Origin of the sequence: [Zimmermannella] bifida NBRC 103089, assembly GCF_001570925.1 — a bacterium.
GTDB classification, from domain to species: Bacteria; Actinomycetota; Actinomycetes; order Actinomycetales; family Microbacteriaceae; genus Gulosibacter; species Gulosibacter bifidus.
Genome location: NZ_BCSP01000001.1, coordinates 434,790 through 447,624, shown reverse-complemented (window position 1 = coordinate 447,624; position 12,835 = coordinate 434,790). Strand labels below are relative to the sequence as shown.

The following is a 12,835-nucleotide window of genomic DNA, read 5'->3' as shown; positions in this document are numbered from 1 at the left end:
AGCATCAGTGTTCGCGAGCGACGACGCCATGCTCGAGTCGGATATTCCATCAGCCGTCAAGATGGAGTTAGCACTGTTCACTACCGAGTCGCTGTCCGCCGCAGCAGACTAGCTGCATGGGGTATTTGAATTTCGTTGAACGGAACCGCCGAGCGCGAGAACCGCGCCGACTGCGGCAGCAGGCCGACCGGTCAGCGATCCTCGGCGCAGTCGGCGTCATTCTGATCCTCTCCACAATCGGCATCGCAATCACCGCCCTGATCAACCCGGCAAACGGATATTTTTCGTTTCTAGAGTCACTTGGGATGCTCGTGGTTGCGCTGATCATCGCCCTCATGGGGCTCGGCGGCATGGCGAACTACTCCCACCGCATCCCAAATCCCCGACGGGTGACGTGGATCTTCGCGGGCATCCTGATCGGTTGGGGCGGGCTGGCGCTCATCATCAACCTCTGGCTGCTCCTGGCCCACGGTGACGCTTCGGTCATCGCCATGATGCCGTGGGTGCTGCCGGTTGCCGCGCTCGTCCTGGCCATTGGGATTGCGGCACCGTACCTAGGGAAAATCACTCGAAACTAGCTGCGCCATGCGGCGAGCTACTCGCGCTCCTCTTGGATCGCATTGCCGCCATCAACCACCAGCACCTGCCCGGTCACATACGAGGCGCTGGGCGACGCGAGGAACGCAACCGCTGCCGCCACCTCATCCGCAGTGCCCGAACGACGCATCGGTACGTGGCGGCCGAACTCGCGCTCTTCATCCGTCGCCGAGCCGGTATCAATCCATCCCGGTGCGACAGCATTCGCGGTAATCCCGGCCTCGGCAAGGTCAACGGCCAGCGCGCGGGTTAGCCCGACCATGCCGGCCTTTGCCGCGTGATAGCCGACATCGCCACGGAACGCGAGCACCGGACCCGAGACCGATGCCACGTTAACGATTCGACCCGCATCCGATTTACGAAGCTCGGGGAGCGCGGCGCGGATCATGTGGAACGCGGTGGTGAGGTTGCGCTCAATCGATAGGTTCCAGCCTGCAAGGTCGAGCTCGTCGATAGCCGCGGCCTCGGCATCGTCAAGGGGAGCAGTAACCGACGTCATGCCCGCGTTATTGACCAGTGCATCCACCGAACCAAACGTGGTGACGGCGGTTTCGACGACTTCGACAGCCGTTCGTGGATCGGTGAGATCGCCCACAACGCCGATCGCGGTACCGTCACCGAAGCGAGCGCAAAACTCGCGAGCACGGTCGTGGATGCGGTCACTCGTGGCACACAGCACCACTCGAAATCCCTGCCCGCCCAGGGCGAGGGCGGATGCGAACCCGATACCGTTCTCGGCACCGGCGCCGGTCACGATGGCAACTGCAGATTTGGCGGAATTCATGCGCAGATCATACGGCAGCGTGCTGCAACACCGGGTGATCGGGGTGACAACGGCGGCATGCGCCTACCACTGTCATCGAGCTTGAGCTGGCTGCGCCTTCGCGGTCACGAACAACACGTCGCCGGTTTCGCTTCGCTCGTGACCGCCTACCTCGGGTTCAGCTTCCGGGTGATGGTTGCGGGTGCGACCGCGTTAGCCCGTGACGGCCTGCTGCACGAGTTCGCGAACGCGCTCGCGGACGGCGTCGGTCATCGCCGGAATCGCAAATGAGGTCGGCCACATGTCGCCATCGTCGAGGGCAGCATTGTCTTGGAAACCGAGGGTCGAGTAGCGAACGCCGAACTTGCTCGCGACCTGCACGAACACGAGCACGTTGCCGTCCTTCTCCCACGCCGGCATGCCGTACCAGGTGCGCGGTGCGAGCTCAGGTGCGACCTCGGTCACGATCGAGTGCACGGCTGCGGCGATTTCCTTATCACCCTCGGGCATTTCCGCAATCCTGTCGAGCAGTGCCTGCAGATTGTCGGCCTTCTTCTTGCCGCCCCTCTCGGCGCGCAACTCGGCGGCGCGTTCCTTCATTGCGGCGAGTTCGGCCTCGCTGAAACCGCTGGTGTTTTCGGCCATGATGCTCCTTGCAGGGCGGGCGACGTGTGATTACGCAACAAAGCCTACGCGCGCATCTCCGCAGTGTCGCTGGCAGAGGTACTTGCCTCGCGCGTATCCACTAACTCCGTTTGCAGAGCACTGAGAAGCCAGCTGCGTTACTTAGCGCTCCTCGGCGTCGTCGTGCACCCGAGGCCACACTGGGAACGGGTCTTCGAAAGTTCGCCAGAGCTCCAGCCCTGCTGCGAGCTCAGCGTCAGTGAGGGCGGCCTGATCGAGCGCCTGCTGCAGTGCTTGGGTATCGAGGCCTGTGCCAAAGAACGCGATGTCCTGGCCGATTGCGACCGGGGCTGCGTCATCGTGCAACACCGTCGTGGCGACCGGGGCAAAAGCGATCATCTGTCCGACGTGTTCCCAGGCAGCGGTGAAGTCGCTGCGCGTGGCAAAGGTGCAGAAACCTGCCGAGCGCAGGACCTGACCGAATTCGCCCTGCTCAATTCGTGCATCCAGAACCTGCTGTAGTCGTTGCGGATGCAGCGGGCGCACCTGTTGGTACCGGAATGCGGTCACGCTCTGGTCAGTGAAGTGCGGTGTGTGCTCGTCATTGAGGAGTGCCACCCAGCCACACCTGTCTTGGCCACGGTTCAGTCCAGCGGATGTTGGCAAGGCGATTTGGGTGGCATCGTGGAGTCGAACTTCGACGGTGGGTGCCAGTGCGTTCACGAGCGCGAGCAACTGCGAGAGTGCCGCGGTATCGAGTGGCTGCCAATTGACGATCACGATGTCGGTCGCGAACTCAACTTGGTACGCGGCGACGAGCGCCGCAGCCGTGTATTCGTCAATGTGGGCGGCATAGGTTGGCAAGTAATCGTCGCGGTGAAGATCATGCACAAAGTCCGCTGCGTCGACCACGGCGACCAGGCTGTGCAATGCGGTGCGCGAGACCGGGTCGGTGAGCGTGCCGATGATGTCGGTCGGGTTGATGTAGCTCGGGAAATCGACCACCACGGGTGATTGGGGCAGCCACATTGCTTGCTCGCAGGCATCGCGCACTGGGTCGGAGCTGCGAGAAAGCGATCGGCTGTCGATGCAGGGGGACTGCAAGTGTGCGGCGATCGTCTTCGCATAGCGGTTGCGCTCGGTGGCGCAGGACCCAACAATGGCGACGACTTCGGTGTCTGGCATTCGGTCTCCTGGTGGCATGGTCAACTTGACGTATCCGCCATAGTAAAGAATGATAGCCATTATCACCAAGTTGGACAGTGCACACGAGGAGGGACGTATGAAGGTTCGAGCGTCGATCAAATCGCTCAAGAACCAGCCGGGCGCGCAGGTTGTGCGACGTCGCGGCAAGGTCTACGTCATCAACAAAAAGAACCCGCGGTTCAAAGGTCGTCAGGGCTAGGCCAGAATCGCGTCGTCAATCTCGGCAAGCTACGCCGGGCCATGGACGTTTCGTTCGAGATTGACTGACCACGCGCATCCACCGGGGTTGGGTACTGCCATCGCAGACTCATGGGGAGATGGATGCGCGTGGTTGAGTTTCCGGTGAAACCGCGAGCGCGGCGGCGTCACCGGCACGCCAGGTGGCTAGACAAGTCCCATTTCTTGTGCGGTGCGAATGGCACGCGCGCGACTGTCGACCCCGAGCTTGTCGAAGATGTGCACCAGGTGGCTCTTGACGGTTGCTTCAGAAACCACCAGCGACTTGGCAATTTCGCGGTTGGATGCACCGGTCACCAGCAATTTGAGTACGTCACGTTCGCGTCCGGTCAGCGTTGGCGGGGGATTGCGTAGGCCGCGGAGGACTCGCTGTGCGATATCGCTCGAGAAGTACGATTCGCCGGCTGCCGCGGCGGCAATCGCGGTGGCGATCTCTTCTGGCGGTACGTCCTTCAGCAGGTAGCCAGAGGCGCCCGCATTGATGGCACCGAAAATCTCAGCGTCCCGGTCATACGTGCTCAGCACCAGCACCGCCGGCGGGTTCGGCAGCGCGCGCAATCGCTTCGTGGTTTCGATACCGTCAACGCCGTCGCCCAGCCGCAAGTCGGTGACAACAACGTCTGGTTGGTGCGCGGCAACCGCGGCCAGCGCTTCGTCGCAACTCGCCGCATCCGCAACGACGGCAATCTGCGGCTGCGCGTGGAGGACCGCGCGAAGGCCAGCGCGCACGACTGGGTGGTCATCGACGAGAACGACCCGTAGTTCAGTCATTGCTGGTCCTTTCGTTTGCAGCTGGCAGTGCCGGATCCTCGCCCCGACGGATGGGGAGGTGTGCCGAGCAAGCGGTGCCCTCACCGGGTGCCGACTCGACGACGAGATCGCCGCCGAGTTCTCGCAATCGGTTGCGCAAGAAGCGCAGGCCGAAGCTGGATGTTGCGGGGTCGACCCGGTCGGGGGCGAACCCGATGCCGTTGTCGAGGATGTCGAGCCGAACACTATCGCCCTCATCAATGAGGTGAACGGTGACCTGGGTTGCTTCGGCGTGGTTTCGAACATTGGCGAGCACGGACTGTGCCGCGCGTAGGAGCGCGACTTCAGTTACTGCATCGAGGGTTGGGAGTGACCTGTCGACAGTGATTGCGGTGCGCAAGCCGTGGTGCTGTTCGAGTCGTTCGAGCATGCGTGCCAGGGCGTCACCAAGGGCGCCGTCGTCAAGTTCGGCGGGGGTGAGCTCGGCAATGATTCGGCGGACATCGGTCAGTCCTTCGCCTGAGAGCGCTTCGATTTGCTCGAGCGAGCGTCGGGCTTCGGGGTCGGTGGTGGCGGTGGATGCGGCGTGCGCGATCAGCCGCAGCGATGAGAATGACTGTGCCACGGTGTCGTGGATGTCGCGGGCAAGTCGTGAACGCTCGGCGAGTTCGCCGGCGCGTCGTTGGCTCAGGGCGAGTTCGTCCTGCAGGTTGGTGGTTTCTGCCTGCGCCTTCTGAAGCGATTGAACGAGGGCTTCTCGGCGTGCTGCCTCGCGGAGGAGTTCTAGATACCCCCGGGAAATCCCAAACGCAAAGGCACCGCCCACGAGCGGGCCAACAATATTTCCGGCCGTGGTGGTGCCGTGGTGCATGATCGGTGCAACGACAACGACTCCTAGAAGAGCGAGCGACACGGCGATCGCAGGAAGAAGTGGCAACAGATGCCCTGCCAGCAGCCAAAAAATGAACGCTAGCCAGACGAAGTCGCTCGATACAAATACGGCTCCAAGCCAAATCGTGATGCCGATACCGAGCCACCACAGCGCCGTGTGCTCGTGTCGAGCTCGTCTCGGCAAAAGCACGTCTGCGAAGAGCCAAACGAGCAGCGCCGCAGTAGCGGGGAGTACTACGGCGAGATGGCTACCATCGGCAATGGCCCGTGCGGTACCTACGAGCACGAGCACAGTGCCCATGAGGTACTGGCCGAGGCGCATGGCGAGTACTACCGGCGTTCGATTCGGTAGTTGCGTGCTGCGCAGTGGCGCCGTTCGTATCGAACGTTGCTCGCTGACTGGAGCTTCGCGCACTGAATCTGCCATGCATCCATCTTGCCCTGTCGCGGATGTGGCGGCGCTCAGCGGCGGTTCTCGCGCAAATGTTGTGCCGTCCCGTCGGGTATTCGGCACCGAAATCGCCTTGATTACGGCGAAAGCTGGCACCGATCGTCGTGAAATATGCCGAGAAACTTACCGTAATGAAAAGAGCAAGATAAACCGGATAGGGAATCACGGCGGTAATTCGCAAATTGACGGGCGGTAATTCCGAGATAAATGAATGGCGATCATTGGCGTGGCTGCGGCGCAAATCGATTACAGTCATATCTGTTCAATGCCCAATTCATGCCAACAGGCACAAACGATTAGGGGAAGTCATGTCGACGACGACATCCGGACGCGTGGGGTTCTTTGACCGCAAGAACACCATTGCGCCACTCGGCTACAACCGGTGGCTGATCCCACCGGCAGCTCTCGCGGTCCACCTTTGCATCGGTCAGGCGTATGCCACGAGTGTGTACAAGTCTTCGATGGTTGAGCACTTCGGTGTGGGCTTGACCGAGATCGGCATCATCTTTTCGATCGCCATCGTGATGCTCGGTTGCTCGGCAGCAGTGCTGGGAACTTGGGTTGACCGTCAGGGTCCGCGAAAGGCAATGTTTGCCGCCACCCTTTGCTGGGTTTCGGGCTTTTTGATTGGTGCCCTCGGTATTTCGACCGGTCAGCTGTGGCTCGTGTACTTCGGCTACGGATTCGTTGGCGGTATCGGTCTCGGTATCGGCTACATTTCGCCGGTTTCGACGCTGATGAAGTGGTTCCCAGACCGTCCGGGTCTGGCCACCGGTCTGGCCATTATGGGCTTCGGTGGTGGCGCAATGGTCGCCAGCCCGCTTTCGCGTCAGCTCATGGGTATGTACGACCCGAGCTATGACCCCAACGCCAAGGGCGCAGTTGCCAGCGGTGAAGCGCTGACGATGCTGTTCGTCACGCTTGCCGTCATCTACGCGGTCGTCATGTCGATCGGTATCTTCAACATCCGCATCCCGCACCCAGACTGGAAGCCTGAAGGCTGGACGCCGCCGGCGAAGAGCGAAAAGGCCATGATCACCTCGGCTTCGGTATCGGCGAAGAACGCGATCAAGACGCCGCAGTTCTGGTTCCTCTGGGTCATGCTCTTCACGAACATCACCGCCGGTATCGGCATTCTCGAGCAGGCCGCTCCAATGATCACCGACTTCTTCCGCGAGAACGGTGAGTCGGCAGTTACCGCCGCAGCCGGCGCCGGATTCGTTGGTTTGCTCTCGCTGTTCAACATGGGTGGCCGCTTCATCTGGTCGACCACCTCGGACAAGATCGGTCGTAAGCCGATCTACATGCTGTACCTGGGTCTGGGCATGGTTATGTTCCTGCTCCTCGCGTTCCTGGGACACACGCACATCGCCCTGTTCGTCCTGTTTGCCGCGATTGCGATCTCGTTCTACGGTGGTGGCTTTGCCACGATCCCGGCCTACCTGCGTGACATGTTCGGCACATTCGAGGTCGGCGCGATTCACGGCCGTCTGCTCACCGCTTGGTCGGCAGCTGGTGTTGCTGGTCCGCTCATTGTTAACGGTGTGCTCGACGCCAACGGCACGCCCGGCGAGATGACCGCGGCTGACTACCAGCCTGCGCTGCTCATGATGGTTGGTCTGCTTGCCATTGGTTTCGTTGCCAACCTCCTGGTCAAGCAGGTGGACAAGCGCTTCCACGAGCCAGAAGACGTGGTTCGTGCACGCCTCGAGGCGCTCAACGGCACCGGCGAAGACCGCGGCGGCACCAACCAGGCACTGCCGGGTATGGCTCGCCTCGTCATCTCGTGGCTGATTGTTGGCGGCATCCTCGCCTACGGCGTCATCATGACGCTGCTTACGGCAGTCAAGCTGTTCGCCTAGCGATAGCGCCACGGTGCGGGGTCAAGCCATTTGGGTTTGGCCCCGCACGTCGTTTCCGTAGCAGTTGCGGCAACGGCGACAGTCTGGCAGCGTGTTGACGCGTTAGCGAAGAGCCACTTGCTATTCGGATGCGGTGTACGGGTTGGCCGTCGCGTCAAGGGTGCGGATGACTCGGGCAGGATTACCGACCGCAACCGCATTCGGCGGTACGTCTCGCGTCACCACAGATCTGGCACCAATGACCGAGTTCGTGCCGATGGTGACGCCCGGGCAAACGATCACGCCGCCGCCGAGCCACACGTTGTCGCCCAACTCGATCGGTGCGCCACCTTCGATACCGTCGCGGCGCGGAATCGGTTCGAGCGGATGCGTCGGTGTCAGCAGCTGGACGTTCGGCCCAATTTGGCAGGACCGGCCAATGCGGATTGGTGCGACGTCGAGCGCGGTCAAGTTGTAGTTAATGAATGTGCCGTCACCGATGTGCAGGTTGAACCCGTAATCGATGCGAAGCGGTGGTCGCACCTCAACGTTTGCTGCCGTACCGCACAGTTCTGCGAGCGTCGCTGCCGCCGCATCCGAATCAGCGAGATACTCGCGCTCGTACCTAGCTGCAAGCGTCATCGCGCGCTGTGATTGCACTGCGTGCTGTGGGTCGTTCGCGATATATGGATCACCGTCGAGCATCCGCTGGAACTGGTCTCGGGAGTCATCGGTGAAATAGCGCTCGGCGTGCATGGCGCCACGGTAGGGGATTGATATCTGAGGTTGCACAGAATCCGCGACTACACGAGGGACACTCAGCGTTGCACGCGCAGACTTGACCTATGGACATTCATGAACGAATCCTGGCGTTGAATATTGCGCCACGTTTCAGCACCGCTGCCGACACCGCGACCCTGGAACTCACCTTCCTGACCGACGGGGCGGACCCGCAAACGGTCTGGGGATACATCACGCAACCAGACCAGCTGCTGAAGTGGTCGCCAATCGTGCCGGATCGGCCGTTGACGGAAGTTGGCGAAGCAATGACGCAAGAGACGCCGGACGCCGACGCTCTGCGCGCTGATGTGCTCTCCGTGGATCCGGGCCACGAACTGGTGCACCGATGGGGTGACGACGTCATCACCTGGCGTCTGAGCGGTGACCGGTTGGAATGCATCAATCAACTCGCCATACCCGAAATGGCGTCATACAACGCTGCCGGCTGGCAGATTTGCTTCGGAATTCTGGCGGCAACGCTGGAAGGTGAAACGCACGATCGCATCGTTGGCAAGACCGCGATGGAATACTGCTGGCCCGAGTTGCAGGCTCGCTACGCCGAGCAATTCGCGCAGTAACAAGAACGCGAAACCAGCCGCATCCGTGCAATAAACGGCTGCAGAATTTGTTATTTTCGAGGAAGCGGCAGCCAACATATTGATTAGGGTTAAACGAAATACTCCGTTTCGGATGCACGGTGCTGTGAAACACAGAACGCGCCAATTTCCGTGCGGTAGCGTCAGTGGCACAGTGTTTGCACACCGAAGTTTGCATGATTACGGCCGGAACGGTCCGGCCATAATCGCCCTGCCGGATGCGGGCACTGTCGGCAACGTGAAATCCGCCAACCAACGAGCTGTATCGGGCTCAACTTCGCTGAGGAGAAATCGATGAACGTGAAGAATCCGTTTGAATCGCGACCGTGGTTGGCGTCGTATCCCGATAATGTTCCGCACGAAATTGACGAAGTTACCGAAACACTCGTCGACATGATTTCGCGAGCAACGCGACGATTCGGACACCGGCCCGCCACAGAATTCTTTGGTCGCGTTACGAATTATCACGAGCTTGGCGAACAAATTGAACGAGTAGCCGAAGGCTTACGACAGCTTGGTGTGACCAAGGGCGACCGAGTTGGGTTGATTCTGCCGAACTGCCCGCAGCACGTCGTGGCCTTCTATGCCGTGGTCCGTCTTGGCGCCATTGTCGTCGAGCACAACCCGCTATACACGCCCCGCGAATTGCGCAAGATGTTTGAGAACCACGGTGCAACGACCGCCATCGTGTGGGACAAGCTCGTTGATGAGATCGCGGAGTTCCCGGCCGATGCGCGCCCAGAATCCATCATTAGCGTGAACATGGTTGAGGCCATGCCGGCATCGATGCAGTTCAAGCTGAAGCTGCCATTGCCACAGGCGCGTAAGGCTCGCACGGCACTCACTGGCGAACCGACGGCCGAGGGTGTCATTAGCTGGCGCTCGCTGGTATCGACCCGCCGCCTGGCAAAGCGTCACCCGCGACCAGAGCTGCACGATCTCGCGCTACTGCAATACACCAGTGGTACGACCGGGGAGCCCAAGGCGGCAAAGCTTTCGCACCTGAACCTGGTTGCGAACGCCAAGCAGGGTGAAGCGTGGGTACCCGGCCTGCGACAAGGGCGTGAAGTGTTCTATGGTGTGCTGCCGCTCTTCCACGCCTATGGCATGACGCTCTGCCTGACATTCGCGATGTCGATGGGTGCCAAGCTTGTGCTGTTCCCGAAGTTTGACACCAAGCTCGTAATTGACTCGATGAAGAAGAGCCCGGCGACATTCTTCCCCGGCGTACCGCCGATTTACGACCAGCTGTGCCGTGCGGCAGCGGCCGGGCGTCTGGATTTGCACTCGATTCGATTCGCGATTTCGGGTGCCATGAACCTACCGACGGCGACAGTGGAACGATGGGAAGAGCTTTCTGGCGGCCTACTCGTTGAGGGCTATGGCATGACCGAGAGTGCGCCGATCGCCACCGGTAACCCGATGGGCCCGACGCGTCGCCCCGGAACGGTGGGCGTGCCATTCCCAAGCACTGAGATTCGCGTTGTCGACAGTGATGATCCAACGCGAGACCTGGGTATCGGCGAAGCCGGCGAACTCATGATTCGGGGGCCGCAGGTGTTCAGCGGCTACTGGCACAAGCCCGAAGAAACCGAGCAGGTGCTGTCGGCCGATGGCTGGCTGCGCACCGGCGACTTGGTGACCGTCTCAGAGGACGGATTCATCACCATTGTCGGACGCCTCAAGGAGCTCATTATTACCGGCGGATTCAATGTGTCGCCGGCGGAGGTGGAGGAAGTACTCCTGTCGCATCCCGATGTCGATGACGCGGCCGTTGTCGGACTGCCGCGCAAGAACGGTGGCGAATCGGTCGCCAGCGCGGTGGTGTTGCGCTCGGGTGCACAAGCGACGACTGCATCACTGCGCGAATTCTGCAAGCAGCGACTGACCGCGTATAAGGTGCCGCGCGAATTCGATGTGGTTGACATATTGCCGCGCACCATGGTTGGCAAGGTCTTGCGCCGTGAGGTCCGTGAGCAGATGATCGCGCGCCGCGGTGTCAAATAGGGCATAAGTTGTCGCAACTGAGCGGGGCTCCCACACTGGTGGTGTGGGAGCCCCGCTCGCATTTTTCAGGCAGTTGTTGAAACCGCCACTTGGCTAGTACCGATCACGACGGTCATAGCCGCCACGTCGGTCATCGCGGTCGTTGCCGCCACGGTAACCGCCGCGACGGTCGCCGCGGTCATTGCTACCACGGTAGCCGCCACGATCACCGCGGTCACCACGGCGGTCATTGCCACCGCGGTATCCGCCGCGGTCGCCACCACGGAACCCGCCGTCACGTCCGCCGCCATTGCGGCCACCACGCTTGGGGCCACGGTCTGGCTGAATATCAATGTGCTGACCAGCGATCCGGGTGTCCGAAAGGCGCGAAAGGTCAAGATCCTTCGGCAGCTCAACGACCGAGAAGCCGGGGTAGATGCTGATCGAGCCGATGTCGTTTCGGCCGAGCCCGCCCTCGTTGGCCAGTGCACCAACAATCATGCCGGGCATGACACGGTGCTGCTTGCCCACCTGAATCTTGTATGGGGCGAGGTCATCACGCGAAGCGCGCGGCGCGCGGTCACGGTCACGGGACTCACTGCGGCCGTCGCGCTGACCGAAGTCCGGCAGCTTGCCGAGTGGGTCGTGTGTTTCATCCAGCAACAGTGGGTCATCGCCCTGGGCAACGACTGCAAGTGCGGCAGCAACATCCGACTCGGGAACGTCGTTGTGACGAACGTAGTGATCGATGATGTCGCGGAAGGACTGGATGCGTTCGGTCTGGGCAAGTGCCTCAGTGATGGCATCGTCGAATCGCGACAGGCGCGTCTCGTTCACATCCGAAATTGACGGCAGCTTCATCTTGTCCATCGGCTGGCGCGTCGTGCGCTCGATGTGGCTGAGCAGACGACGTTCGCGTGGCGTGACGAAGCTGATCGCCGAACCGGTACGACCAGCGCGACCGGTTCGACCGATGCGGTGAACGTACGACTCCGGGTCGGTGGGGATGTCGAAGTTCACGACGTGGGTAATACGGTCGACGTCGAGGCCACGTGCTGCAACATCGGTAGCAATCAGAATGTCGAGCTTCGACGACTTGAGGTCGCTCACAATGCGTTCGCGCTGTGCCTGCGGAATGTCACCGTTGATGGCGGCTGCCGAGAATCCGCGGGCGCGAAGACGATCAGCGAGCTGTTCGGTTTCGCTCTTGGTTCGAACGAAGATGATCATGCCGTCGAGGTCTTCGACCTCGAGAATGCGGGTAAGTGCATCCACCTTCTGCTGGTACGAAACCACCAGGTAGCGCTGGCTGACGTTTTTCGAGGTCTGTGTCGTTGACTTGACGGTGACCTCGGTCGGGTCATTCAAGTACTGCTGCGAGATCTTGCGAATCTGTGGCGGCATAGTTGCCGAGAACAGGGCGACCTGCTTGCTGTCTGGGGTGTCCGCAAGGATGGCCTCCACATCCTCGGCGAAGCCCATCTTGAGCATTTCGTCGGCCTCGTCGAGTACCAGGTACTTGAGTTCGGTGAGGTCGAGCGTGCCGCGCTTGAGGTGGTCCATGATGCGGCCGGGGGTGCCGACAACCACGTCAACACCGCGGCGAAGTGCGCTCAGCTGGGTGCTGTACGAGGCACCACCGTAAATCGGCAGCATCCGTACGCGGGGAAGCTTGCTGGCGAAGCTCTCAAAGGCTTCAGCAACCTGGAGTGCGAGCTCGCGAGTGGGGGAGAGTACCAGGGCCTGCGGTTTTGCGGCGCCTGGCTCCATGCGCGAAAGAATTGGCAATGCAAATGCTGCCGTCTTGCCGGTTCCGGTCTGGGCGAGGCCAACGACATCGCGGCCTTCGAGCAAGAGGGGAATCGTTTGTGCCTGAATGGGCGAGGGGGTTTCGTAGCCGATTTCGTTGATGGCTTCGAGGACCGGCTGGCTCAGGCCAAGTTCTGCAAATGACGGCGTCGCGGCATTATTTGCCTCCGACTCCGATGTTTCCGTTGGAGGCGTCATGCTCACAAGCCTAGTGGCTCGGGCTCTGAGATTGGGGGCGAGTGACGTATTTATCTGAATATCGCTCGCATTCTCAGCTTGCGCCCGCGGCACCTGGTGCCATGGG

The 12,835-nt window shown here is 61.1% G+C and carries 12 protein-coding genes; 5 read left to right on the top strand and 7 right to left on the bottom strand.

Annotation, left to right across the window (positions count from 1 at the left end; translation table 11 throughout):
- The first annotated feature begins 116 nt into the window (after nt 1-116).
- Nucleotides 117-578, top strand: a complete 462-nt coding sequence (locus ZBI01S_RS01995; protein ID WP_159421344.1) for a hypothetical protein — start codon at nt 117-119, stop codon at nt 576-578.
- A 17-nt stretch (nt 579-595) separates the two neighbouring features.
- On the opposite strand, the gene ZBI01S_RS01990 is transcribed toward ZBI01S_RS01995, so the two are convergent.
- The 3 genes from ZBI01S_RS01990 to ZBI01S_RS01980 form a co-directional block, all read right to left on the bottom strand.
- The gene (locus tag ZBI01S_RS01990) at nt 596-1,381 is read right to left on the bottom strand and encodes an SDR family NAD(P)-dependent oxidoreductase (RefSeq protein WP_066055477.1); all 786 of its coding nucleotides are present in this window, start codon (nt 1,379-1,381) and stop codon (nt 596-598) included.
- Between the two features lie 192 nt (nt 1,382-1,573).
- Nucleotides 1,574-2,005, bottom strand: a complete 432-nt coding sequence (locus ZBI01S_RS01985; protein WP_066055474.1) for an iron chaperone — start codon at nt 2,003-2,005, stop codon at nt 1,574-1,576.
- A gap of 141 nt (nt 2,006-2,146) precedes the next feature.
- A complete protein-coding gene (locus ZBI01S_RS01980) occupies nt 2,147-3,169 on the bottom strand; it encodes a GTP-binding protein (protein WP_159421343.1) in 1,023 nt (340 codons plus the stop codon).
- 97 nt (nt 3,170-3,266) lie between these two features.
- Here ZBI01S_RS01980 and ykgO point away from each other — a divergent pair, with 97 nt between their 5' ends.
- Entirely contained in the window at nt 3,267-3,389 is a 123-nt protein-coding gene (ykgO, locus tag ZBI01S_RS01975; protein WP_066055468.1) for a type B 50S ribosomal protein L36, read from the top strand.
- Nucleotides 3,390-3,574: 185 nt separating this feature from the next.
- Here ykgO and ZBI01S_RS01970 read toward each other — a convergent pair whose 3' ends face one another.
- On the bottom strand, nt 3,575-4,198 hold the full coding sequence (locus ZBI01S_RS01970; protein WP_066055465.1) for a response regulator: 624 nt from the start codon (nt 4,196-4,198) through the stop codon (nt 3,575-3,577).
- Entirely contained in the window at nt 4,191-5,495 is a 1,305-nt protein-coding gene (locus ZBI01S_RS01965) for a sensor histidine kinase (protein WP_083524411.1), read from the bottom strand. The genes ZBI01S_RS01970 and ZBI01S_RS01965 overlap by 8 nt, the downstream gene beginning before the upstream one ends.
- Nucleotides 5,496-5,851: 356 nt before the next feature.
- Here ZBI01S_RS01965 and ZBI01S_RS01960 point away from each other — a divergent pair, with 356 nt between their 5' ends.
- Nucleotides 5,852-7,381 (top strand): OFA family MFS transporter, encoded by a 1,530-nt coding sequence (locus ZBI01S_RS01960; protein WP_222822353.1) that lies wholly within the window; start codon nt 5,852-5,854, stop codon nt 7,379-7,381.
- A 120-nt stretch (nt 7,382-7,501) separates the two neighbouring features.
- Here ZBI01S_RS01960 and ZBI01S_RS01955 read toward each other — a convergent pair whose 3' ends face one another.
- Nucleotides 7,502-8,116 (bottom strand): sugar O-acetyltransferase, encoded by a 615-nt coding sequence (locus ZBI01S_RS01955; RefSeq protein ID WP_066055457.1) that lies wholly within the window; start codon nt 8,114-8,116, stop codon nt 7,502-7,504.
- Nucleotides 8,117-8,205: 89 nt separating this feature from the next.
- Here ZBI01S_RS01955 and ZBI01S_RS01950 point away from each other — a divergent pair, with 89 nt between their 5' ends.
- Both ZBI01S_RS01950 and ZBI01S_RS01945 read left to right on the top strand, forming a co-directional pair.
- Nucleotides 8,206-8,718, top strand: coding sequence for an SRPBCC family protein (locus ZBI01S_RS01950; protein WP_066055454.1), 513 nt, complete (start codon nt 8,206-8,208; stop codon nt 8,716-8,718).
- A gap of 312 nt (nt 8,719-9,030) precedes the next feature.
- The gene (locus tag ZBI01S_RS01945; RefSeq protein WP_066055451.1) at nt 9,031-10,743 is read left to right on the top strand and encodes a long-chain-fatty-acid--CoA ligase; all 1,713 of its coding nucleotides are present in this window, start codon (nt 9,031-9,033) and stop codon (nt 10,741-10,743) included.
- A 93-nt stretch (nt 10,744-10,836) separates the two neighbouring features.
- Here ZBI01S_RS01945 and ZBI01S_RS01940 read toward each other — a convergent pair whose 3' ends face one another.
- Complete coding sequence (locus tag ZBI01S_RS01940) at nt 10,837-12,729, bottom strand: DEAD/DEAH box helicase (protein WP_066055448.1); 1,893 nt, start codon at nt 12,727-12,729, stop codon at nt 10,837-10,839.
- Between the last annotated feature and the right edge of the window lie 106 nt (nt 12,730-12,835).

What these genes read in the sequence shown, in the direction of transcription:
- ZBI01S_RS01995 (WP_159421344.1), top strand. Translation starts at nt 117, where the DNA reads ATGGGGTATTTGAATTTCGTTGAACGGAACCGCCGAGCGCGAGAACCG.
- ZBI01S_RS01990 (WP_066055477.1), bottom strand. Translation starts at nt 1,381, where the DNA reads ATGAATTCCGCCAAATCTGCAGTTGCCATCGTGACCGGCGCCGGTGCC.
- ZBI01S_RS01985 (WP_066055474.1), bottom strand. Translation starts at nt 2,005, where the DNA reads ATGGCCGAAAACACCAGCGGTTTCAGCGAGGCCGAACTCGCCGCAATG.
- ZBI01S_RS01980 (WP_159421343.1), bottom strand. Translation starts at nt 3,169, where the DNA reads ATGCCAGACACCGAAGTCGTCGCCATTGTTGGGTCCTGCGCCACCGAG.
- ykgO (WP_066055468.1), top strand. Translation starts at nt 3,267, where the DNA reads ATGAAGGTTCGAGCGTCGATCAAATCGCTCAAGAACCAGCCGGGCGCG.
- ZBI01S_RS01970 (WP_066055465.1), bottom strand. Translation starts at nt 4,198, where the DNA reads ATGACTGAACTACGGGTCGTTCTCGTCGATGACCACCCAGTCGTGCGC.
- ZBI01S_RS01965 (WP_083524411.1), bottom strand. Translation starts at nt 5,495, where the DNA reads ATGGCAGATTCAGTGCGCGAAGCTCCAGTCAGCGAGCAACGTTCGATA.
- ZBI01S_RS01955 (WP_066055457.1), bottom strand. Translation starts at nt 8,116, where the DNA reads ATGCACGCCGAGCGCTATTTCACCGATGACTCCCGAGACCAGTTCCAG.
- ZBI01S_RS01950 (WP_066055454.1), top strand. Translation starts at nt 8,206, where the DNA reads ATGGACATTCATGAACGAATCCTGGCGTTGAATATTGCGCCACGTTTC.
- ZBI01S_RS01945 (WP_066055451.1), top strand. Translation starts at nt 9,031, where the DNA reads ATGAACGTGAAGAATCCGTTTGAATCGCGACCGTGGTTGGCGTCGTAT.
- ZBI01S_RS01940 (WP_066055448.1), bottom strand. Translation starts at nt 12,729, where the DNA reads ATGACGCCTCCAACGGAAACATCGGAGTCGGAGGCAAATAATGCCGCG.